This window comes from Neoroseomonas oryzicola, from assembly GCF_012163135.1.
Lineage (GTDB): Bacteria > Pseudomonadota > Alphaproteobacteria > Acetobacterales > Acetobacteraceae > Neoroseomonas > Neoroseomonas oryzicola.
This window is the reverse complement of sequence record NZ_JAAVUP010000017.1, coordinates 1-20,757: the sequence shown is the minus strand read 5'-3', so window position 1 is coordinate 20,757 and position 20,757 is coordinate 1. Positions and strand designations below refer to the sequence as shown.

At 68.0% G+C, this 20,757-nt stretch carries 16 protein-coding genes and 1 pseudogene; 11 read left to right on the top strand and 6 right to left on the bottom strand.

Translation table 11 applies throughout. The features are described 5' to 3' along the window. Positions 1 to 592: 592 nt before the first annotated feature. From GWK15_RS23835 to GWK15_RS23820, 4 genes are all read right to left on the bottom strand, one after another. Positions 593 to 2,371, bottom strand: a complete 1,779-nt coding sequence (locus GWK15_RS23835; RefSeq protein ID WP_209442396.1) for a recombinase family protein — start codon at positions 2,369 to 2,371, stop codon at positions 593 to 595. Next, entirely contained in the window at positions 2,322 to 2,801 is a 480-nt protein-coding gene (locus tag GWK15_RS23830) for a DUF2924 domain-containing protein (RefSeq protein WP_168043911.1), read from the bottom strand. Before GWK15_RS23830 ends, GWK15_RS23835 begins: the two co-directional genes overlap by 50 nt. A gap of 10 nt (positions 2,802 to 2,811) precedes the next feature. Further along, on the bottom strand, positions 2,812 to 3,405 hold the full coding sequence (locus tag GWK15_RS23825) for a DUF3489 domain-containing protein (protein ID WP_168043910.1): 594 nt from the start codon (positions 3,403 to 3,405) through the stop codon (positions 2,812 to 2,814). A gap of 188 nt (positions 3,406 to 3,593) precedes the next feature. Continuing rightward, a complete protein-coding gene (locus tag GWK15_RS23820; protein WP_168043909.1) occupies positions 3,594 to 3,914 on the bottom strand; it encodes a hypothetical protein in 321 nt (106 codons plus the stop codon). A gap of 154 nt (positions 3,915 to 4,068) precedes the next feature. On the opposite strand from GWK15_RS23820, the gene GWK15_RS23815 reads away from it, so the two are divergent. The 5 genes and pseudogenes from GWK15_RS23815 to GWK15_RS23800 all read left to right on the top strand — a co-directional run bounded on the left by GWK15_RS23815 (position 4,069) and on the right by GWK15_RS23800 (position 9,254). After that, the gene (locus GWK15_RS23815) at positions 4,069 to 4,377 is read left to right on the top strand and encodes a PepSY domain-containing protein (RefSeq protein WP_168043908.1); all 309 of its coding nucleotides are present in this window, start codon (positions 4,069 to 4,071) and stop codon (positions 4,375 to 4,377) included. Between the two features lie 353 nt (positions 4,378 to 4,730). Then, positions 4,731 to 4,859 (top strand): annotated as a pseudogene (locus GWK15_RS26725) (cytochrome b/b6 domain-containing protein); the annotation flags it as partial. A gap of 88 nt (positions 4,860 to 4,947) precedes the next feature. Continuing rightward, positions 4,948 to 5,700: an ABC transporter ATP-binding protein gene (locus GWK15_RS23810; RefSeq protein ID WP_168043907.1), complete on the top strand. Its 753-nt coding sequence runs from the start codon at positions 4,948 to 4,950 to the stop codon at positions 5,698 to 5,700. Beyond that, positions 5,697 to 8,057: an ABC transporter permease gene (locus tag GWK15_RS23805; RefSeq protein WP_209442395.1), complete on the top strand. Its 2,361-nt coding sequence runs from the start codon at positions 5,697 to 5,699 to the stop codon at positions 8,055 to 8,057. The genes GWK15_RS23810 and GWK15_RS23805 overlap by 4 nt, the downstream gene beginning before the upstream one ends. Before the next feature lie 3 nt (positions 8,058 to 8,060). Beyond that, positions 8,061 to 9,254, top strand: coding sequence for an efflux RND transporter periplasmic adaptor subunit (locus GWK15_RS23800; protein WP_168043906.1), 1,194 nt, complete (start codon positions 8,061 to 8,063; stop codon positions 9,252 to 9,254). Positions 9,255 to 9,964: 710 nt separating this feature from the next. Here GWK15_RS23800 and GWK15_RS23790 read toward each other — a convergent pair. Both GWK15_RS23790 and GWK15_RS23785 read right to left on the bottom strand, forming a co-directional pair. Further along, positions 9,965 to 11,371 (bottom strand): B12-binding domain-containing radical SAM protein, encoded by a 1,407-nt coding sequence (locus tag GWK15_RS23790; RefSeq protein ID WP_168043905.1) that lies wholly within the window; start codon positions 11,369 to 11,371, stop codon positions 9,965 to 9,967. Further along, complete coding sequence (locus GWK15_RS23785; RefSeq protein ID WP_209442394.1) at positions 11,368 to 12,705, bottom strand: B12-binding domain-containing radical SAM protein; 1,338 nt, start codon at positions 12,703 to 12,705, stop codon at positions 11,368 to 11,370. The genes GWK15_RS23790 and GWK15_RS23785 overlap by 4 nt, the downstream gene beginning before the upstream one ends. A gap of 159 nt (positions 12,706 to 12,864) precedes the next feature. On the opposite strand from GWK15_RS23785, the gene GWK15_RS23780 reads away from it, so the two are divergent. The 6 genes from GWK15_RS23780 to GWK15_RS23755 are packed head-to-tail and all read left to right on the top strand — an operon-like array spanning position 12,865 to position 20,591. Beyond that, entirely contained in the window at positions 12,865 to 14,238 is a 1,374-nt protein-coding gene (locus GWK15_RS23780) for a B12-binding domain-containing radical SAM protein (protein ID WP_168043904.1), read from the top strand. Continuing rightward, complete coding sequence (locus tag GWK15_RS23775; RefSeq protein WP_168043903.1) at positions 14,235 to 15,626, top strand: B12-binding domain-containing radical SAM protein; 1,392 nt, start codon at positions 14,235 to 14,237, stop codon at positions 15,624 to 15,626. Before GWK15_RS23780 ends, GWK15_RS23775 begins: the two co-directional genes overlap by 4 nt. After that, on the top strand, positions 15,616 to 16,707 hold the full coding sequence (locus GWK15_RS23770) for a hypothetical protein (protein WP_168043902.1): 1,092 nt from the start codon (positions 15,616 to 15,618) through the stop codon (positions 16,705 to 16,707). The genes GWK15_RS23775 and GWK15_RS23770 overlap by 11 nt, the downstream gene beginning before the upstream one ends. Further along, complete coding sequence (locus GWK15_RS23765) at positions 16,704 to 17,441, top strand: hypothetical protein (RefSeq protein WP_168043901.1); 738 nt, start codon at positions 16,704 to 16,706, stop codon at positions 17,439 to 17,441. Before GWK15_RS23770 ends, GWK15_RS23765 begins: the two co-directional genes overlap by 4 nt. Further along, a complete protein-coding gene (locus GWK15_RS23760; protein WP_168043900.1) occupies positions 17,438 to 19,030 on the top strand; it encodes a GH3 family domain-containing protein in 1,593 nt (530 codons plus the stop codon). Before GWK15_RS23765 ends, GWK15_RS23760 begins: the two co-directional genes overlap by 4 nt. Further along, on the top strand, positions 19,023 to 20,591 hold the full coding sequence (locus tag GWK15_RS23755) for a GH3 family domain-containing protein (RefSeq protein ID WP_168043899.1): 1,569 nt from the start codon (positions 19,023 to 19,025) through the stop codon (positions 20,589 to 20,591). The genes GWK15_RS23760 and GWK15_RS23755 overlap by 8 nt, the downstream gene beginning before the upstream one ends. Positions 20,592 to 20,757 lie beyond the last annotated feature (166 nt).

The following is a 20,757-nucleotide window of genomic DNA, read 5'->3' as shown; positions in this document are numbered from 1 at the left end:
GGCAACGGGCGGTGACCTGAGGCGACCAACAAGCATTTCTTCCCGCAATGATCCCTGAACCGTACGGAGCATTCCCTGCAAGGTGCTCAACAATTCCCTGTTCCGCCGCACAGGGGATGTCGCCCCGAAGCCGCCGATTTCCGCGCCTTCCAGCCGGCCGATGCCTCACTGAACGGCCGACATGGCGCCGATTTCCCCGTTCTTTCCCTGCAGAACAGGGAAATCAGGCTGTCAGGCGGCAGAGAGGGGTTCGCGGGGGGCTGCGTCCACAACCACGCAGTCGCGGTGTCGCGGACGATTTACGGCTCCGCGACCCTAGCCCGCGAAAGGCCCGGCTTTCCGGCCCGACACGCGAGGGCCTCAAACGAATCATACCTGAGAGACGCTGGCCCGGCGGGTTCAGCTGGCTGAATGCCGGTTCTGTCTCTCCTGGCCATTTCGGCATGTACAGATGGGGTCAGATGCCCTGGTCCGCGGCGTGGCCTAGCGCGGCGGACCCTCCTCAGCTCTCGCGTGTCGGAGCTGCTTTCGTGGGCATTGAACGCAGGTGAGATGCTGCCCAAGCCTTAGCAGCCGGGCGTACCGTTCCGGCTCAGATAAATCCGGCCGCCCGGCGCTGATCGTGCCAGTCGGTGGAGATGCGGGTATCCTGCATCAGCCGCGATGCCGTCAGGTTCGCCGGCTGACAGCCCCCGAGGATCGCCTCGACGATGTCGGGCGCCAGCCAGGCCAGGCGAACCAGTCGCGTCGCATAGGATTGCGAGATGCCCTGCTCCGCCGCGACGGCGGTCAGGCTGGGTGCGGTGCTCGACACCAACGCTTCGCGCAGCGCCCAGGCCTTGGCGATCAGGCGAACCAGCGACGGGTCCGACCGATCGGCGGCGACGGTCGATCCCACCAACAGCGCGATCTCCCGACCGCCGCGCCGCAGGGACACGGGTTCAGTGAGTGTGACGCGCGGGAGATGTCGATCATCCCCGTTGCCGTTGCGCTTGTCGATCGCGGTGGCGGCGCTGCCGCCCTTACCAGCGAGGACTGCAAGCAGTCCATGCGGCGCGAGATTAATGGTGATCTCCTGCCGCTGCACAGTCATCTCAGCCTGAAGGGCGAGCAGGATCTCCCGCTGCGCGGCATGACCCTGCTGATGCCAACGACGCGCAAGCTTTCCCGCAGCCTCGAGTACCCGCCGCTGCTGTGCAGCCTCCGTCGGCAGCACCCGGGCGGATCGCAGCGTACTGAGTAGCTCTGGCCCGTCAGACAGCAGCCGGGCGATCCTTCCGAAAACCACCCGTTCCAGCGCCGCCGCCGGAACCCGAAGCGCATCTGCATGCTCCTCGCGCGTGCCGGTGATCAGCCCGTTCGAGACGTAGCAGCGGTACCGATGCCCACCCTTGTTCGCATGCGTCGGGACCATCGGCTCACCAGTGGCGTCGGCGACCATCCCGGCCAACAGGCTCGGATGGCTGGCATTGCCGCCCAGGCGACGGTCGGCGCGGCTTGCGGCAAGACCCTGCTGCACCGCCTCCCACAGCTCGGTGTCGACGATCGCCGCGTGCTCGCCAGGATAGACGTTGCCCCGATGGGCCACCTCGCCCCGGTAGACCCGGTTCTGCAGCAGGTGGAACACAGCGCCACGGGCCAGAGGGCGGCCTGCCTTGCCGGTGATGCCCTTCTCCGCAAGGTGCTGCTGCACCAGCCGCACCGTGCCCAGGACGAGATAGGCGCGGTAAATGGCCCGGACGCGCCCCGCCTCGGCCGAATGGACCACCAGCTTGCGGTCCTTCACCTCGTACCCGAGGGGGACCGATCCGCCCATCCACATCCCCTTGCGCTTGGAGGCGGCGATCTTGTCGCGGATGCGCTCGCCGGTGACCTCGCGCTCGAACTTCGCGAAGGACAGCAGCATGTTCAGCGTCAGCCGCCCCATGCTGGTGGTGGTGTTGAACTGTTGGGTGACCGAGACGAAGGAGGCCCCATGGCCGTCCAGCACCTCGACGATCTTGGCGAAATCCGAGAGTGAACGGGTGAGACGGTCGACCTTGTAGAGGACGACCAGATCGACCTTGCCGGAGGCGACATCGGCAAGGAGGCTCTGCAGCCCCAGGCGGTTCATGGTGCCCCCGGAGAGACCGCCATCGTCGTAGCGGGCGGACAGCAGATTCCAACCCTCGTGGCGCTGGCTGCGGATATATGCCTCGCAGGCCTCGCGCTGGGCATCGAGGGAGTTGAACTCCTGCTCCAGCCCCTCCTCGGAGGATTTGCGGGTGTAGATGGCGCAGCGCAGGCCGGTCCTGCCGGCAGGCTGAACTGAGCCACGACGGCTACGAATCGCGCGCGTCCTCAGCCTGTCGGCAGACAGGCCTCGCTCCAACGGCCGTTCCGCCCCGCCGGAGTCCGAAGAACCTCGGCCCGGACCAGTGGGCGCCGGTAATTTGGCGGGCGACCTCCGAGAGGGAGGCAAAGCGCTGCCCCGCCATCTCGAAGCCCTCCTCCAGCGCCAGCACGGCGTAGGTCCTGCCGTGCCATTCCCGCAGCAGGGTTGAGCCGGCCTTGATCCGCGGCGTCAGCGAACGCGGCTGCGGCACCCTTGCAGGATCGCCGCTGGCCAGGTCTGCCAAGCTGCGGCGGGCCTTGGGGCTGAGCCCGCCGTGTTGGTCTGCCTGCAGGCGATAGGCGATGTCCCGCTGCAGGAAATCCGGGCTAAGTGCCGCGGGCGCCGCCCTGCCGTGGAGGCGCTCCCACGCCTGCCGCAGCGTCGCGGCAGGCGAGTCGCCAGTGCCTGCCTTGCGTAGCCTGGGCATGCGCCCCTCGTCAGCCCACCGAGGAGAGGCGGTAGGCCTTGCGGCCGTTCTGCTGGATGAGCGCCACGTCGTAGCCCCGCTTGCGCAGTCCGGTCACCGCGGCGCGGGCGGTATGCGGCAGCCAGCCGGTCAGCGTGGTGATCTCCGCCAGCGTCGCACCCGCCTCGGCTGAGATCGCCCGCAGCACCTCGCCCAGCTTGCCGGTCGGGCGGGGCGGCGGGGCGTCCTGCGTGACCTGGTCAGCGGCAGGCTCGTCGACCACGGCCGCGTCGCCGCCCGTCGAATGCGCGATATCTTCCTTGTCGGCGCCGGCACCCGCCGCTTCCGCCGCAACGACGGGGGCGCTGGCGGCGCCCAGACCGGCTGCGGTGAGGCGGAGGCCATGCTGCTGGCCGGCCTTGTCGGTCCGCCAGGCGATTGTCGCGTCATTGACCGGCACTTCCTCGACGAGCTCCGTCTTGAGCAGGGCGCCGAGCAGATTGCGCTGCGCTCCTCCACGGGCGCGGATCGTCGGCGGCAGGGGCAGGACCACGTGGTCGGGCCCCTGCACGGCGGTGGTGAGGATCAGCAGCTGGGCCGCGGTGAGGGTCCTGGTGGTGAACATCGGATGGCTCCTTGCCGAGACGCCGCCCCATGCGGCGCTCCCACCACCCGAAGCCCGGGACTTGCCGGGTTTGCTCGCGCGGACTGCTTTAGCCGCGGCGCGTCAGCACCAATGCGTCCTGTCGGCAGGAAGCCGAGCGGAATGTACGGACGCGCCTCTGACGGGCCGGCACCGGCATCGCGCGCCACTCACCTCGGCGACAGCATGCGGTGTGGAACCTCGTGCCCTCGGCACAGGTTCAAATCGGGGACGCGCAGCCGACGATCCCAATACATCGAGGTTGCCATCTGAAATCGCCAGGCAATCGGATCGCTCCGGGCGCGAAGCGGCCCCTGGTCCACGTCGAGCCGCCCGGCGAAACGCAGCACGAGGCCAGCGCGGAGCGGTCGGCCGCCCGAGCAAAAGAAGATGGCAGCGGGCCGGATCTCGCCGGCGGCGAGCGCGGCGCGCGCGCGTTCATGGTCGCGCCGGTCATCCGCCCGCGCATCCGGGGTGGCCAGCAGCAGCATCGGCGGCAGCAGAAAGGCTCGGCGCATCTGTCCAGCATCGGCATTGCCACCCGAACCGCGGCTGAACAGGTGGCTCGGCCTCGGTTCAGGTGGGGGTGTGGCTACGACGCGCCCCGTTGCGGAGAGGCCGCAACGTCGAACCACGAGATCCGAGATGACCCGCTTCCGCCCTATCGCCGCCCTCGACCTGGCCCTTGCCGTAGCCGCCCCCTTCGGCCCCGCGCTCGCCTCCTCAGACGACAACCGCCCCGAGCGGTCCGGCACGCAGGCGGTGACGCCCGCTAGCGTCCGCTTCGAGGCCCCCGCCGCCGTGGCGGCCGTGCTTGGCGCCGGCTACAGCGCGATCAGCGAGTTCGAGTGGGAGCGCGGCGCCTGGGAGGTGAAGGCCGACGACGCGCAGGGCCGCCGCGTGGAACTGCGCGTGGACGCCACCACCGGCGCCGTCGCGCCCCGCGACCGCTGAGCAAAGGAGCACAGTGATGGCGACACGCGCCATCCACTGGGCAACCGCGCTGCTGGTGCTGCTGGCTTGGGCGGTCGGCAGTACGATGCGGGTGTTCCCCTGAGGCGCCGGGCGCGACCTGGCAATGCAGGTGTACTATAGCCCTGGGCGTCCTCGTGCTCGGCTGTGCGTCGACTTGCAGGCGGTGGCGCCATCACCCGGGGCTGAAGGGCCGGCCTGGCAGCGCCTGGCGGCCGTCGCCATGCATCTGGCGCTGATCGGCCTAACCATTGGCGTGCCGCTCAGCGGGCTCCTCGACCGCCGGGCCTGAGGCCGGGCGGTCACGGTCTTCGGTCTCTGCCGGCTCCCTTCCTGTGCCTGGGGCGCGCAACTGGGGCGAGGCGCATGAGGTGCAGGCCAACCTGATGATCGCGACGATCGCGGCACACGTCCTGGCGGCGCCCTGGCACCAGTTTATCCCGCGAGATCGCGCCATCTCCCGCATGGTGCGGGGCTTTGAACGGCGCGCCGCAGAGCCTTTTCTCTCGCCGGCGTACGAAACGTGGCATGCTGCGAAGGACGCCCATGACGATGGCAGCCGACGCAGTGCCCCCGGCCAGCGGACCCCAGGCGACCGGCACGACCCCGGTCTTCGTCGCGCGTGGCTTGTGCAAAAGCTACGGCAGCGGCGACGCGACGGTGCATGCGCTGCGCGAACTCGACCTCGATATCATGCAGGGCGAGTTCGTAGTGCTGCTTGGCCCCTCGGGTTCCGGCAAGTCCACGCTGCTGAACATCCTCGGCGGGCTCGATGCACCGACCTCTGGCCGCGCCGCCTGGCGCGACCACGAGCTGACGGGGGCGGATGAGGCGGCACTGACCGCCTATCGCCGCGAGCATGTCGGCTTCGTCTTCCAATTCTATAACCTGATCCCGAGCCTCACCGCGCGGGAGAACGTCGAACTAGTCGCCGAGATCTCACACGCCCCGATGCGGCCCGAGGAGGCGCTCGCACTCGTCGGGCTGTCGCACCGGCTCGACCACTTCCCTGGCCAGCTCTCCGGCGGCGAGCAGCAGCGCGTCGCGGTCGCGCGCGCCATCGTCAAGCGCCCCGACGCCCTGCTCTGCGACGAGCCGACCGGCGCGCTCGACGTCGAGACGGGCAAGCTGGTGCTCTCCGCCATCGGGCGGGCGAATCGGGAGGTCGGCGCGACGACCGTCGTCATCACCCACAACGCCGCCATCGCCGGCATGGCGGACCGGGTGCTGCGCATGGGCGGCGGGCGCATCGTGGCGATTGAGCGCAATGCGCGCCGCCTCGCGCCCGAGGAGCTGGTCTGGTGAGCGTGCTGGACCGCAAGCTGCTCCGCGACCTCTGGGCGCTGCGCGGCCAGGTCCTGACCATCGCGCTGCTTGTCGCCGTCGGCGTCGCCGTGCTGGTCATGTCTGTCAGCAGCTTCCTCTCGCTCCGCGGCGCGCAGGAGGCCTTCTACGCCGAGAGCCGCTTTCCGGACGTCTTCGCCAAGGTGAAGCGGGCGCCGCGCACGCTGCTGGCTCAAATCGCCGAAATCCCGGGCGTCGCGGTGGTGGAAGGGCGCGCGGGTGGCGAGGCTCGCGTGGACTGGCCGGGCGCCGAGGTGCCAGTCGCCGGCCGCGTCCTGTCCCTGCCGACCAGCGAGGAAAAACTGGCGCTGAACCGGCTGCGGCTAATCGCCGGCCGCCTGCCGGAGGCGACCCGGCATGACGAGGCGATGATCCATGCCGCCTTCGCTGAGGCGTGGCAGGTCCGCCCGGGCGACGAGATCGCTGTCATCCTAAACGGCAGGCGCGAACGCTTCCGCATCGCCGGGATCGCCCATTCGCCGGAATTCGTCTTCACGTCCCGCCCTGGCAGCCCGCTGCCCGACGACCGCGGCTTCCTCGTGCTCTGGGCGAACGAGGAAGCGGTGGCGCGCGCCTTCGACATGCAGGGGGCCTTCGGCGAGGTGGTGCTCACCCTCGCCCCTGGCGCCTCCGAGCCGGCTGTGATCGCGGAGCTGGACCGCCTGCTGCTGCCCTGGGGCGGCACGGGCGCCTACGGGCGGCGCGACCAGCCCTCGCACCGCTTCCTGGAGGACGACCTCGCCGAGCAGCGCACGATGGCGGTCACCGTGCCGCTGGTCTTCTTCGGCATCGCCGCCTTCCTGCTGAACGTCGTGCTCGGCCGGATGGTGGAGGCGCAGCGCGAGCAGGTCGCGGCGCTGAAGGCGCTCGGCTACCCGTCATTCCAGATCGCGATCCACTACGCCAAGTTCGTGGCCGTCATCTGCCTGCTGGGTTCCTCGCTCGGCATCGCGGTGGGCGCCTGGAGGGGGGTCGGCATGCTCGAAAACTACCGGCCCTTCTTCCGCTTCCCGGACATGCCCTATCTGCTGCCGGCTTGGCTGCCGCTGCTCGCCGCCGCGGCGAGCTTCGCGGTGGCGATGATCGGCATCTTCGCCGCGCTGCGACGGATCCTGCGCCTGCCCGCCGCCGAGGGATTGCGGCCGGCGCCGCCGGCCGCCTTCGGCGGGCGCGTGCTCGGCGGGGTGGGGCGGCGGCTCGCGGCGCGGACGAAGATTCCGTTGCGCGGGCTGCTCGGCCGCCCCCTGCGCACCGTGCTGACCGTGCTCGGCATCGCGCTGGCGGTACCGATGGTGGTCCTCGGCCTGTTCTGGTGGGACGCGTTGGACAGCATGGTCGAGCTGCAATTCGACCGCATCGAGCGCGGCGACGCCTTCGTGGCGCTCACCGACCCGCGCCCCTCCCGCGCCGTGCGCGAGATGACGCTGCTGCCCGGCGTTCTCGCGGCGGAAGGGCAGCGCATTGTGCCGGTGCGCATCCGGGCCGCACAGCGCAGCCACCTCCTGGCCTTGACCGGCCTGTCGGCGGGCGCGGAGCTGCGCGTGCCGCGCGACGCCGATCTACGTTCCGTGCCGATCCCGCAGGAAGGCCTCGCGCTCAGTCGGCGGCTGGCCGAGCGGCTCGGCGTGCGCGCGGGCGACACCGTGCAGGTGGAGGTGCTGGAAGGCGCGCGGCGCGTGCACGACCTGCCGGTCGCCGCGCTGGTCGAGGACATCATCGGCTTCACCGCGCTGATCGAGATCGGCGCGCTCAACCGGCTGATGCGCGAGGATGACCTGGTCTCCCACGTCGCGTTGCGGGTGGACCCTCTGGCGGCTGAGGCGCTGTGGCAGCGCCTCGCGGAGCGGCCGCGCGTGGCGGCGATCAACGTGAAGGCGGTGTGGCTGCGCGTCTTCGACGAGGTGATCGCGGGGCTCGTGCTGACCAGCGCCGTCGCGCTGACCGGCTCCGGCGTCATCATCGCTGTCGGCGTCGTCTACAACAGTGCACGCGTGGCGCTGCAGGAGCGGGGCTGGGAGTTGGCGAGCCTCCGGGTGCTCGGCTTTACGCGGCGGGAGGTGTCGCGCATCCTGCTTGCGGAGCTGGCGCTGGCGGTGCTGGTCGCGATGCCGCTGGGGCTCGTCCTGGCACAATGGTTCGTCGGGCTCATCCTGGGGGCGCGGGACAATGAGAGCTACGACGTGCCTGCGGTGATTAGTACGGCGACCTTCGCCACGGCGGCGCTCGTCGTGCTGGGCTCGGCGCTGGCCAGCGCCGTGGTAGTGCGGCGGCGGATCGACCGGCTCGACCTGATCGCTGCCCTGAAGGCGGGAGACTGAGGCATGGGCCGGCATCTCCGCCGGGCGCTGATCGCCGCTTCCGTCCTGCTGGCGGCGTGCGGCGCGTTCCTCGCCCTTCGCCCTGGACCTTTGCTCGTCGAGGCCGCACAGGTCACCCGGGGCCGCTTCGCAGCAGTGGTGGAGGAGGACGGGCGCACGCGGGTGCGGGACCGCTACATCGTCTCGGCCCCCGTCGCCGGCCGAGTGCTGCGGCTCGCCGTGCGCCCGGGCGACACGGTCGGCCGCGGCGACCCGGTTGCGCTGATCCTCGTCGCACCGTCGGCGCTGCTAAGCCCCCGTGCGCGGCGCGAGGCGGAGGAGCGCGTCGGCGCCGCGGAAGCGATGCTGCAGCAAGCCGGCGCGCTTGTGGAGCGCGCCGCCGCCCAGCAGGTGCAGGCCGAGGCGGAAGCCACCCGGGTGCGCGCCCTCCTCGCGCGGGGCGCCGCGCCGTTCCAGCAACTCGAGCGCGCAGACCTCGCCGAGCGCTCGGCCGCACGCGACATGCTTGCGGCCGAGCGCCGCCGCTACGCCGCCGAGCACGAACTGGAGCGGGCGCGCGCTCTGCTCACCGCCACTGAGGCGATGGAGAACGGCCCGGATCGCCAGGAGATCCGCGCCCCCGTCGCCGGCCAAATCCTGCGCGTGCTGCAGGAAAGCGAAGCCGTCGTCGCGGCAGGCACGCCGCTGCTGGAACTCGGCGATCCGGCCGATCTGGAGGTGGTGGTTGACGTCCTCACCACGGTGGCGGTGGGCATCGTGCCCGGTGCGCCGGTGGCCATTGAGCGTTGGGGTGGACCGGCGCCGCTGCAAGGGCGCGTCCGGCGGGTCGAGCCCGGCGCCTTCACCCGCGTCTCGGCGCTCGGCGTGGAGGAGCAGCGGGTCTGGGTGGTGATCGACCTCGTCGGCCCGCGCGAAGGCTCGGCAGCCCTCGGCGACGGCTTCCGCGTCGATGCGCGGATCACGGTGGAGGAGATTGAGGACGCGGTGCTAGTGCCGGTCAGCGCACTGTTCCGGCGCGGTGGCGGCTGGGCGGTGTTCGTGGTGCAGGACGGCGCGGCGCGCGAACGGCGAGTCGACATCGCGAGTCGCGCCGCGCGCAGCGCGATGGTCGCTGATGGGCTCGCGCCCGGCGAAACCGTCATCCTGTTCCCGCCGAGCGCGCTCCGCGACGGCGCTCGCGTCAGGACTGCTCGGTGAGCCGTGTGCATCCTCGCACTGCCGGGCGAGTTGCTGACAGGCCTGCCGCCAAAGATTCTTGCGAGCTTGCCGGGACAACCGCTCGCCCCCCTTTGTAACCGCAGACAGCCGGACGCTGCTGTTCCCCGTGTTTCCGTCGCACGGGGCCGATTTCGATGCATTGGCCGGCCTGGTCGGCACAGTGCGGGACTGCGTCGGTGCGCATGAGACACGGCACTCAGGCCACGTGTCGTGGTGGGCGGCATGCCTGCGGCGGCATACGACTATGCACAGGCAATCCGGGCGTGGACGCCCGCGGTGATCGGGCCGGTCGTGCTCGCCACATTCGTCGTCCTGAGCTTCGCTTTCCAGGCCCCATTGGTGGCGACGAAGGCAGTCTTGCTGAAACCGCTTCCCATCGGAGCCACCTGCGGTTTGACGACGCTGGTCTTTGTCGACGGCCATGGCCTGCGGCTTCCGGGCGCCGGCCGTCGAAGGCGTGCTTCCGGCGATCTCGCTCGTCGTCTTCTGCGCGGTCTCCGGGGTTTCGATGAACTAGGAGGGCTTCCTGATCAGCCGCATAGCGAGATTGCGATGACAAGGTGCCGACGAGAGCGGCGCCATCGTCGATCGTCTTCGGGGCGTTTACGTCTACCGGCTGCTGGGCTTCACGCTGGCTGCCGCGGTGCTGATCGATGCCACGCCCGTCCGCACGGTGTTGAGCCCCGCGCTCATGCGGCTTGCGGGGCGCTGGAACTGGTGGCCGGGGATCGAGCGCTGAGATCGTCGCCGGTCGCGCCGTTCTCCGTGCCCAGCAGCATCCCCTGCTTGTCACGCGCATCCCGGCGAAAAACGCTGTTGAAGCGCAGGTACAGCGCCAGGCGCAGCGGTGAACTCAGATGAGTCTTGAAGTCCCACATCCGCCAGAAAATCGAGGCCGCGCTGGTCCATTGCCGCCGGCAGTCCGATACTGCCTGCGTCAGTGCGTCGGGCGTCATCCGCATCGGGCGGAAGGTCGCATCGTTGAAACGATAATCCGGATGCAGCCACCAGCGCCCATCGAACAGCAACCGCCGTTCGGCCGCCAACCTGTCGTACAGCGGGGTGCCGGGATAGGGCGTAAGGATGTTGAAAGCCGCAAAAGCGAAGCGATTCGAGGAAGCAAAGGCCAGGGTGTCCCGGATCGATCTTTCGTCTTCGTGGTCGTGGCCCAGAGTGAAGGCGGCCCAGGTCTGGAGGTGATGGCTCCGCAGCACCTCCACCTGCCGCTGATAGCGGTCCCAGCGGTCGCCGCGCAGGTTCGGTGTCTTGCCCATCGCCATCAGCGCTGCCGGATCGACGCTTTCGAAGCCCGTCACCGTGCCCAGGCAGCCGGACGCTTCCATCAGGTCCATAAGCTCCGGGTCGTCCGCCATGTCGATGCTGGCCTGCGAAATCCACCGGAGCCGCAGCGGGATCAGCGCGCGAAGCAGGCTCTTCAGCGCCCTGCGGTTCACGATCAAGTTGTCATCGACGAAAAAGACAGTCCGTCGACCCGCGCGCTCGATCTCAGCGATAACCTCGGTGATCGGGCGCGAAACATGTCGGCGTTCGAAATACGTACTGATGGCGCAAAATTCGCAGGGATATGGGCAGCCGCGCGAAAACTGGACCAGTGTGACAGGCAAGTAGCCCTTGGTCGGAAACAGATCGCGCCGGGGCATCACGCCGACAGCCTGCGGCACGCCAGGCCCGCCGCGGTAGAGGGCCTTCAGCCGGCCGGCGCGGGCGTCTTCGATGACGTCCGCCCATACGCTCTCGGCATCGCCGATGACCACAGCGTCGGCATGCGCCTTGCACTCCTCGGGGGCCAACGTCGCGTGGAAGCCGCCTAGAACGACCGGCACGCCACGCCGGCGGTACTGGGCGGCAATTTCGTAGACACGCTTGGCGGTGTAAACCTCGATGGTGATCCCGACGAGGTCAGTTGGCTCGTCATAGTGAATGGGCTCCACGCGGTCGTCGTAGAGCCGGACATCGACATCCGCCGGCGTCAGGGCTGCGACTACGCCCACCTCCAGAGGTTCCATGGCCCCCCGTTCGTGGAATCTGCCGCCCGGCAGCCGGCCCATATTGGGGCGGATCAACGTCACCTTCATCGGGCCGCACTGTCGGGCGATGCCTCTCCGCCGAGCGCCCTGCCCTGCTTCCTGTAGATCTCGTACCGGGAGACCAAGTTGCCCAGCCAGTAGAGCCACGCCCGGTAGGGCGACCCTGCATTGGTGCGTGAGGCTACGAACCGTCCGATGAGGGAGCCCCAGGTGTTGAACGCCCGCCTGGCGCGGAAGCAGCCCTCAGTCAGCTCGGAGGCTGTCATCGCGCGCGGCTCGAAGGTCGCGTCGCCATAGCGGAAGTTCGGGTCCAGCCACCATTCATTGAAGACCATCCGCCCTTCCGCGATCAGCCGGTCATGCAGCGGGGCGCCGGGGGTCGGCGTCAGAGGGTTGAAATTCGCCAGCCAGAAACGGTTCTGCCGCGCGAAGTCCACGGCCGCATCGAAGGACGCTGGCGTATCGTGGTCGTAGCCGAATACGAAGGTGCCATAGATCATAATGCCGACATCCGCGAACTGGCTCAGCGCCTGCTCGTAGCTGGCGAATTTCTGGTTCCAGCCCTTGTTCATCTGCTTGAGATTTGCAGCATCCAGAGACTCGAACCCGATCAGCGCTGTCGCGCAGCCCGATGCCTTCATCAGCGGCAGCAGTTCGGGGTCCTTCACGATGTCGATCGAAACTTGACAGGACCAGCGGATCTTCAGAGGGATCAGGGCGCGGAATAGCTCCTTGGCCTTCTTCGGATTGATGAAGATATTGTCGTCGACAAAGAAGATGTGGCGCTGCCCCAGCCCGGCGATCTCGGCCACCAGTTCATCCACCGGCCGCTGCCGCAGGTTCGCCCCGTAGAACGCCCGTATCGAGCAGAAATCGCAATTGAACTTGCATCCGCGGCTGTACTGCACCAGCGCCACCGGGGCGTATTTCTTGCCGGCAAAGATGCTGCGGTCGTAGTGGGCACCGGCGAGGTCGGCGAAGCCATCGGCCTTGTAATGAGAGGACAGCCGGCCAGCACGGGCTTCCTCGACGACGCGGGGCCAGATGCCCTCGGCATCCCCCACGACAACGGCGTCTGCGTGGCGGGCGGCCTCCTCCGGCAGGAACGTCGGGTGATAGCCGCCCATCACCACAGGGATGCCGCGGGAACGGTAGCGATCGGCGATCGCATAGGCGCGGCGGGCGGTATAGGTCTCGACCGTCATCGCAACGAGGTCGCAGGTCTCGTCCAGCGGGACCTCCTCCAGCCGCTCGTCGTAGAGCACGGTCTCGACGTCAGGCGGGGTCAGACCCTTGAGGATCGCAAAGCACAGCGGCTCCATCGCGTCGCTGGAGCGACCCGCGTACATGTTCGGACGTATGAAAGCGATCTTCATCGGCATTCAGAAACAAAATGGCACCCGCGCGCGAACAGCCGATTGATCGAAATCAAGATCCAAATAGGCCGTTCGTGGTTTCTTGAAGTTCGATTTCCGGGCGGCGCTGCGGCGGTCCGACATGCGGTTGGGGCCCGTCGCAACACATAGGCAGGAAACGACGGCATGCGAATTCTGCTGCTTTCGCCCAAGGGCCCGCTGTATCGCCATCGCGGCGGCATCTTCCGCAAGTCGCTGCGCTATGCACCGCTCACGCTGCCCACCCTGGCCTCGCTGATCCCGCCCGAGATCGAGCACGAGCTGACCATCATCGACGAGGGTGTCGATGACGTGCCGCTGGACTTTCCTGCCGACCTGGTCGGGATCACGGTGATCACCGGGACAGCCCCGCGGGCCTACGAAATTGCCGCGGCGTTCCGTGCACGCGGGATTTCGGTGGTGCTGGGCGGGCCGCATGTGACGCTGGTCCCCGACGACGCCCAGCCCCATGCGGACAGCATCGTCGTGGGCTATGCCGAGGATACTTGGCCAGAGTTGTTGCGCGATTTTGTCGCCGGAGCCATGCGGCCCCGCTATGTGCAGGCACCGGACTTCAGCCTGGCAAATCGTCCCCGCGTCGATCGGACGCTGGCCGCCCGTCACCGCTATGCCACCAGCCACGTGTTCGAAGCGACCCGGGGCTGCGTGCATGGCTGCGAATTCTGCGTGGTGCCCTTTGCCTGGGGCCGCGATCCCTATCAAAAGCCGATCGAAGACGTGGTGGAGGATATCCGTGCGAGCGGTGCCCGGCAGGCGATCTTCATCGACCTCAACATCATCGCCGATCTCGACTACGCCGCGCGCCTGTTCGAGGCACTGATACCCCTGAACATCACGTGGTACGGGCTTTCGACCACATTGCTCGCCGACAAGCCGGACCTTCTGGAACTCTGCGTGCGCAGCGGCTGTCGTGGTCTGCTGATCGGCCTGGAATCGATCTCGAAGGGCGGGCTGCGCGAAGTGCGCAAGGGCTTCAACGACCCGGCACGCTATCCTGAGCTCATCAGACTGCTGCATGCCCGCGGGATAGCGCTGATGGGCACCTTCGTCTTTGGGCTGGACGATGACAGGCCGGACGTGTTCGAGAAGACTGCCGAGTTCGTCATCGAATGCGGAATCGACTTGCCGCGCTTCGCCATCGTGACGCCCTTTCCGGGCACAGCAATGTATCGGCGCATGGAGGCGGAGGGCCGGCTACTGACCCGGGACTGGGAACTGTACGACGGCCAGCACGTCGTCTTCCGCCCGGCGCACATGACCGTGCAGCAACTGGAACAAGGCAACAGGGCCGCCTGGCGGCGGGCCTATTCCTGGCGCGGAATATGGCGGCGCTATCGCGACACGACGGCCGCGACGGGCCTCTATCTGGCAGCCAATCTCGGCTACCGCCATTACGCGCGGAACCTTGACCGGTTCTATACCTGCGACTGGTTCGTCGGCAGCGATGCCGGGTCAGCAGGGCCCCTTGCGGCTCGCGCGGCGAAAGGCGCCGCCAGATGAGGCTGACGCTGATCCACCCGTGCATCGGCCGCCGCGCGGGAGATAAGCGCTACCTCAGAACGTGGCAGATGCAACCGCTGCCAGCAGCGATGATCGCCGGGCTGACGCCCCAAGATGTCGACGTGCGGTTCTACGACGACCGGATGGAGGCGATCCCCTATGACGAGCCCACCGATCTGGTCGCCATCAGCGTTGAAACCTACACGGCGCGGCGCGCCTACCAGATCGCCAGCGCCTACCGCCGCCGCGGCGTGCCGGTAGTCATGGGCGGCTTTCACGCCACCCTCTGCCCCGACGAAGTCGCGCAGTACGCCGACATCGTGGTGATAGGCGAGGCAGAGGATCTCTGGGCCGGCATCGTCGACGATGTTCAGGCCGGCACCTGGCGACGCCGCTATCGCGCGCCCTGCCGGCCAAGACTGGGCTTCGCCAGGCCCGACCGCCGGATCTTCTCTGGCAAGCACTACCTTAACGTCCAGCTTGTCGAAGCCGGACGTGGCTGTCACTTCCGCTGCGAATTCTGCGCCATCCAATCGTTCTTCAGCGGCACCCAGAACCGTCGTCCTGTCGATGCCATCCTGTCCGAGATTGCGGACATCGGTCGCAAGCGAGATCTGTACTTCTTCGTCGACGACAACATCACGTCGAACATGGACGACGCCAAAGAGTTTTACCGCGCCCTGATCCCGCTTGGCATCCGCTGGGTCTCGCAGGCCAGCATCAACGCCGCCCATGACGAAGAATTCCTTGATCTGATCTCGCGTGCCGGCTGTCAGGGCGTGCTGATCGGCTTTGAGAGCCTGGATCGCGAGTCCCTTCGCGCCATGGGCAAAGGATTCAACCTGATGGGCGGCGGCTACGAAAAAGCCATGGCCAATCTTCGCCGCTTCGGGATTCGGCTCTACGGCACTTTCATCTTCGGTTATGACCACGATACGCCAGATTCGTTTGACGCCGCTGTCGATTTCGCGATGCGCCACCGCATGTTCATCGCTGCCTTCAACCATCTGACGCCGTTCCCGGGAACTCCGCTGTATGCCCGGCTGCAGCAGGAGGGGAGGCTGATCTCCGACGCGTGGTGGCTGGACCCGGACTACCACTACAACCAGCTACCCTTTCGCCCTGCGAAGATGACGCCTGACGAGGTGCACGAGAACTGTGTCCGGGCCCGGGCACGCTTCTTCTCCTTGCCAAACATCGCCCGCCGCATGGTTGACGGCACGAACTGCCGGACGGCATTCATGCTCAAGACATTCCTGGCGACCAATCTGATGCTGGGCAGGGAGGTCTTCCAGCGCGACCAGCTGCCTCTTGGCGACGCCGGGTGCGAATGGCCGTTGGAACCCGTGGGAGCCGCCGGCAGTGGCGAGTGGCGCAATGCGAGCTGAGTTCGCCACACCGGCCGACAATGCCGAGATACTGCGGATCCTGCGCGAGAACCCCGTGGGCGGCGAGATCGCTGTCTCCTACGAACGCGAACCGGACTTCTTCGTCGCCTCCCGGGCGGCCAGCCTCCGCAGTTTCGTCGTCGTGGTCCGCCCTGAGAACAGCGACCGCATCGCGGGATTGGGTGAGATCTCGATCCAACGGCTCTGGCTGAACGGGGTGGCGACCGAGGTTGGCTATCTTCACCAACTCCGCGTCGACCACCCGTATCGCGGGAGCAAAGCGGTCATATACGCAGGGTTCTCGGGACTCGCCGCACTGCATGGTCAGGGCCTGTTGGCCGAAACCTATTTCTCGACCATCGTCACCACGAATGTCGCCGCCCGCAGGCTGCTCGAGGCCAAGCGGCCCGGTCTGCCCGTGTTCCATCATGTCGAAGATCTGGTCACCTACCTTATGCCCACGAGCCAGCCCGTGCGCCGGCCAGAGCGGGTCCGCACAGGCGGCACTCCCGCTGGGATCGCCGCCTGCCTCGCGCGCAACCTTAGCCACCGGCAGTATGCGATGGCCTGGAGCGAAGAGGATCTGGTGGATCCACAAATCTGCCCGGGGCTGGCGATCAACGATTTCCTGACAATCGGCACGGGAGACAACGTCAGGGCCTGCGCCGCTGTCTGGGACCAGGCCGCGTTCAAGCAGACCGTGATCCGGGGCTATGGCAGCGCGCGCGGGCTGCGTGCGCCGATCGGTGGGTCAGGCCAGGTCGTTACCCCGCCAATGATGCCGGCGGTCGGTGCGCGACTGCGGATCGGCTTCCTCTCGCACCTCGCCGTCGATGACGACGATACCAGGGCGCTCGATGCCCTGATCACGGCTGCATGCGAACGGGCCCGGGACGAGAAGGGCATTGAATTGCTCGCCCTGACGCTATCGACCCGCCACCCGTCCTGTGCCTGGGTGCAGGGGAATTTTCGACCTCACACCTATCTCTCGCGACTCTATCAGGTCGCGATAGACGGGACTCCGCCCCCCACACCGCTCGACCCGGCACTTTTCGCGCAGCCCGAGGCGGCGCTGTTATGACCGGGCTCCTGATCCGCCGCTCCGCCCTCTCGACCTCTGGCGAAGCGGAGATGTTCCGCCTGCTCGAAAGCCAGTTCGACGGCGTCGACCGCTGGACCTTCCGCGAGGATCTGAACAACAAGGACTACGTGCTGCTGGTCCGCGCCGAGGATGACGGGCGCTTGGCCGGCTTCACGACGCTGGCGCTCTATCGGCGCAGGTTCGAGGGACGCGACATCGCGGTGATCTGCTCGGGCGACACCGTGATGGCGCCCGACGGCTGGGGTCAGCGGTCCCTGGCGCAGTATTGGATCCCCGCGATCGAGCACCTGCGGGCACAGCAGCCTGGGCTCACGCTCTACTGGTTGCTGATCTCGTCAGGGTACCGGAGCTATCGCTTCCTGCCGGTCTTCGCGCGGACCTTCCATCCCTGCCATGACCGCCAAACCCCGGCAGAAGACCGACGATTGCTCGACTTCCTCGCCACCGACCGCTTCGGCGACCGCTACGACCCGGCCAGCGGCGTCGTAAGGCTTCCTCGTCCACAGCTTCTCGCGGGCCCACTGCGCGGCATACCCGAACGTCGGCTCGCCGATCCCCATGTCGCATACTTTGCGGCGCTGAACCCCGGCCATGCCGAAGGCGACGAACTGGTCTGCCTGGCGAGTCTCGAGCGCGAGAACTACACCGCCGCCGCCGGCCGGCTGGCCGAGCGCGCCAGCCGGCCGGCGGAAACGCTCAGGATCCTCGCGTGAGCCTTGCGGCGCGCAGCGCCAACGCGATCTGGCGGCTCGCCTCGATCTCTGCGGATGTGCGCTTGCGCCGAGCATTGCCAGCCTGCTGCGAGGTCCAGTCCGGCCTCCTCGAAAAGCTCCTGGCGGCGAATGTACGAACGGTGTTCGGCCACAAGCACGATTTTGCGCGGATCCGGACACCGCGCGACTTCCGCTCCGCGGTGCCCGTGAACACGTACAGCGATCTGGCCCCGCTGATTGACCGCATCGCAGTGGGTGAGCCACGGGTCCTGACTGCCGCCCCGGTCACGCACTTCGCGCTGACTGCCGGCACCGGCGGTCCGGCCAAGCTGGTTCCCTACACGGCTCCCCTGCAGGCACAATTCCGTGCCGCGCTCGCTCCCTGGATGGCCGAGGTCTTCCGCACCGTCCAAGGCGCCGGGGACGGGCCAGCCTATTGGGCAATCTCGCCCGCGCTCGGCCGCTCGCGCACCGCTGGCGGCATTCCGGTCGGCTTCGACGAGGACAGTGCCTATCTCGGCGGCCTCATGAAGCCGGTGATCGACGCGGCCCTGGCCGTGCCCGGCAGCGTAAGCCGGATCGAGGACGTCGAGATCCACCGCCAGGCCACCGCCCTCTGCCTGCTCGCCCGCGAGGACCTCGCTCTGGTGTCGATCTGGCACCCGAGCTTCCTGCCGCTCCTCTGGCGCTGGATGCTCGGACATTGGGACACGCTGCTTGCCTTGCTCGCAGGGGGGATGTCACTCACCGGCACGGGCCTGCACCTGGCGCCCCGTCCCGCACGCGCCCGCGCGCTGGCAGGGCTGCGGGACCCAAGCCCGGCCTCGGTTTGGCCACGCCTGCGCCTGATCAGCGCCTGGGGCCACGGTTTCGCCGCGGCCTACCTGCCGGAGCTTGCCCGGCTGTTCCCGCAGGCCATGATCCAGCCCAAAGGCGTGATCGCCACCGAGGGCTTCGTCACCCTCCCCCATGCGGGCCGCCAGATCCTGGCCGTCACCGCCCATGTCTTCGAGTTCGAGACACCGTCGGGCGACGTGCTCTGGCCCTGGGAGCTGGAACCCGGCCAGGAATATGCCCCCTTGGTCACGACAGCGGGCGGCCTCTACCGCTATCGCATCCCCGATCGCCTGCGCTGCACCGGCCGTCTCGGCACGACGCCATGCCTCGAATTCCTCGGCAGGCAGGGCATGCGGTCCGACCGGTTCGGCGAGAAGCTGGAGGAGGATTTCGTTGCCGGCGTCATCGGCACCCTGTTCCACGGCACCACGCTTGCCTTCGCTTTGCTGGCGCCCGAGGAGACAGCGGCCGGCATCGCCTACACGCTCTACATCGAAGGGGCGCGGTCGGACCCCTGCCTGGCGGACCGGCTCGACCAGGCACTTTCGGCAAATGTCCACTACGCCCATTGCCGCCGCCTGGGCCAACTCGCGCCGGCGCGGATCGCAACCACCGGTCCCGCCGCGCAGGACCGCTACACGGCTCGCATGACCGCGGAGCGCGGCCAGCGGCTGGGCGACGTCAAGCCATTGGCTCTGAGCCCGATGACCGGCTGGGACGCTGCCCTGGCCAGGAAGGGCTGCGATGCTTGACGCGACGCCGCTGCTCCGCGCCTATGCCCGCAGCCGGGTGAGCCGGCTCGACCGCCTCGATGCGGTCAGGGCGCAGGAACGCACGCTACTCCGCCTGTGCCGCGAGGCGGCCGGCACTTTGTTCGGCCGCGAGCACAGGCTGGCCGAGGTTGCGAGCGTCGCCGACTTCCAGACCCGCGTGCCGGTACGCAGCTACGACCAGATGCGGAGCGAGGTCTGGGGCGACGTATTTCCTCGGATCGACGGCATCTCCTGGCCCGAACCGACCCGCGAGTTCGCCATAACCTCGGGCACGTCGACCGGAAACCGAAAGCTGGTCCCCGAACCCAAGGCCCTGATGCGCTCGCATATGCGGGCCATCACCGATCTCTTCAGCTTCTACCTCGCAGCCACGCCCCGGAGCAGGCTCTTTGCCGGGCCGAATCTTGTGCTGCTGGGCGCGACCGACCTCACCGAGATCGCTCCCGGGATCATCGCTGGCGATTTGACGGGCCTTGGCGACCGCCACACGCCCTGGCTCGTCCGGCCATGGCGCTTCACGCCGCGGAGTGTCGAAATGATCGACGGCTGGGAGGCACGCATCAACCGCCTTGCCGAGGCGGCGGTCGCCTCGGACATTCGCTCGATCTCCGGTTATCCGTCCTGGTTGATCTTCTTCTTCGCCCGTCTTGCCGAAGCCGCAGGCCGGGTTGGTGAGCCGCTGTCGGCGCTGATGCCGAGCCTGGAACTGGTGATCCATGGCGGTGTCGACTTCACGTCCTATCGGCCAATCTTCGACAGGCTGCTCGCCGGCAGCAAGGCCGCGCTGCGCGAGACCTACGCGGCCAGCGAGGCGTTCGTGGCCGCCGATGATTCCAGCGGCGCGCACGGCATGCGCCTGCTCGCCGACCACGGCGTCTTCTACGAGTTCGTGCCGCTGGCCGAGGCGGGCCGCCGCTGGCCCGAGCGGCGTTGGATCGGCGATGTCGAGCTTGGCGTCGACTATGCCCTCGTGCTCAGCAACAGCGGCGGTCTCTGGGGCTATGCTCTCGGCGACGTGGTTCGCTTCACGGATCGCGATCCGCCTCGCCTGATCGTTGCCGGACGGGTCGAGCGCGACCTGTCGGCTTTTGGGGAGCATGTGCGGGAGGCGGAGCTCAGCAAGGCCTTGGGGGATGCGGCGGCCGGACTGGGATACGGGGTCGCGGACTTCACTGTCCACGCGGTCCCGCCGGACGTCGACAAGGTGGCGGGGCGGCATCGCTACCTGGTCGAATTCGAGCCTTCGCTCAGCTCTCGGGAGGCAATCGCCGAAATTGCGCGCCGCGCGGACACACGGCTCCAGGAACTGAACGACAACTATCGAGTCTATCGCGCGCATGATCTGGTCGTCGAGCCACCCGAACTCGTCTCGCTCGCAGCGGGCACCTTCAACGACTGGATGCGCCGCTCGGGTCGGCTCGGAGGACAGAACAAGTTCCCGCGGATCATGAGCCATGAGCAGGCATCGGAGAAAGCGTTCCAAGAATTTGTGAAGCAATGCACCATTCAGCAGTCGGCGCCAGAGTGCGCAAACGGGTAGTGACCAGCCCCACGAGTGGTCCTGGCGGAATATTAGTGGGCCACTGCCTGGACCTGACCCCAACGCTGGTCCGGGAGCTAGGCTCAGGACTCATTGACCGAGCCAGAAGGTGACGGTGGCGGCGAGGGTGATGGCGCTGAAGAAGGTGTGTGCGCAGCGATCGTAG

Bases quoted from the DNA above. Each gene is read 5' to 3' on its own strand.
- GWK15_RS23765 (WP_168043901.1), top strand. From the start codon at position 16,704: ATGACCGGGCTCCTGATCCGCCGCTCCGCCCTCTCGACCTCTGGCGAA.
- GWK15_RS23785 (WP_209442394.1), bottom strand. From the start codon at position 12,705: ATGCCGATGAAGATCGCTTTCATACGTCCGAACATGTACGCGGGTCGC.
- GWK15_RS23815 (WP_168043908.1), top strand. From the start codon at position 4,069: ATGACCCGCTTCCGCCCTATCGCCGCCCTCGACCTGGCCCTTGCCGTA.
- GWK15_RS23810 (WP_168043907.1), top strand. From the start codon at position 4,948: ATGGCAGCCGACGCAGTGCCCCCGGCCAGCGGACCCCAGGCGACCGGC.
- GWK15_RS23825 (WP_168043910.1), bottom strand. From the start codon at position 3,405: ATGTTCACCACCAGGACCCTCACCGCGGCCCAGCTGCTGATCCTCACC.
- GWK15_RS23770 (WP_168043902.1), top strand. From the start codon at position 15,616: ATGCGAGCTGAGTTCGCCACACCGGCCGACAATGCCGAGATACTGCGG.
- GWK15_RS23780 (WP_168043904.1), top strand. From the start codon at position 12,865: ATGCGAATTCTGCTGCTTTCGCCCAAGGGCCCGCTGTATCGCCATCGC.
- GWK15_RS23830 (WP_168043911.1), bottom strand. From the start codon at position 2,801: ATGCCCAGGCTACGCAAGGCAGGCACTGGCGACTCGCCTGCCGCGACG.
- GWK15_RS23775 (WP_168043903.1), top strand. From the start codon at position 14,235: ATGAGGCTGACGCTGATCCACCCGTGCATCGGCCGCCGCGCGGGAGAT.
- GWK15_RS23800 (WP_168043906.1), top strand. From the start codon at position 8,061: ATGGGCCGGCATCTCCGCCGGGCGCTGATCGCCGCTTCCGTCCTGCTG.
- GWK15_RS23820 (WP_168043909.1), bottom strand. From the start codon at position 3,914: ATGCTGCTGCTGGCCACCCCGGATGCGCGGGCGGATGACCGGCGCGAC.
- GWK15_RS23790 (WP_168043905.1), bottom strand. From the start codon at position 11,371: ATGAAGGTGACGTTGATCCGCCCCAATATGGGCCGGCTGCCGGGCGGC.
- GWK15_RS23755 (WP_168043899.1), top strand. From the start codon at position 19,023: ATGCTTGACGCGACGCCGCTGCTCCGCGCCTATGCCCGCAGCCGGGTG.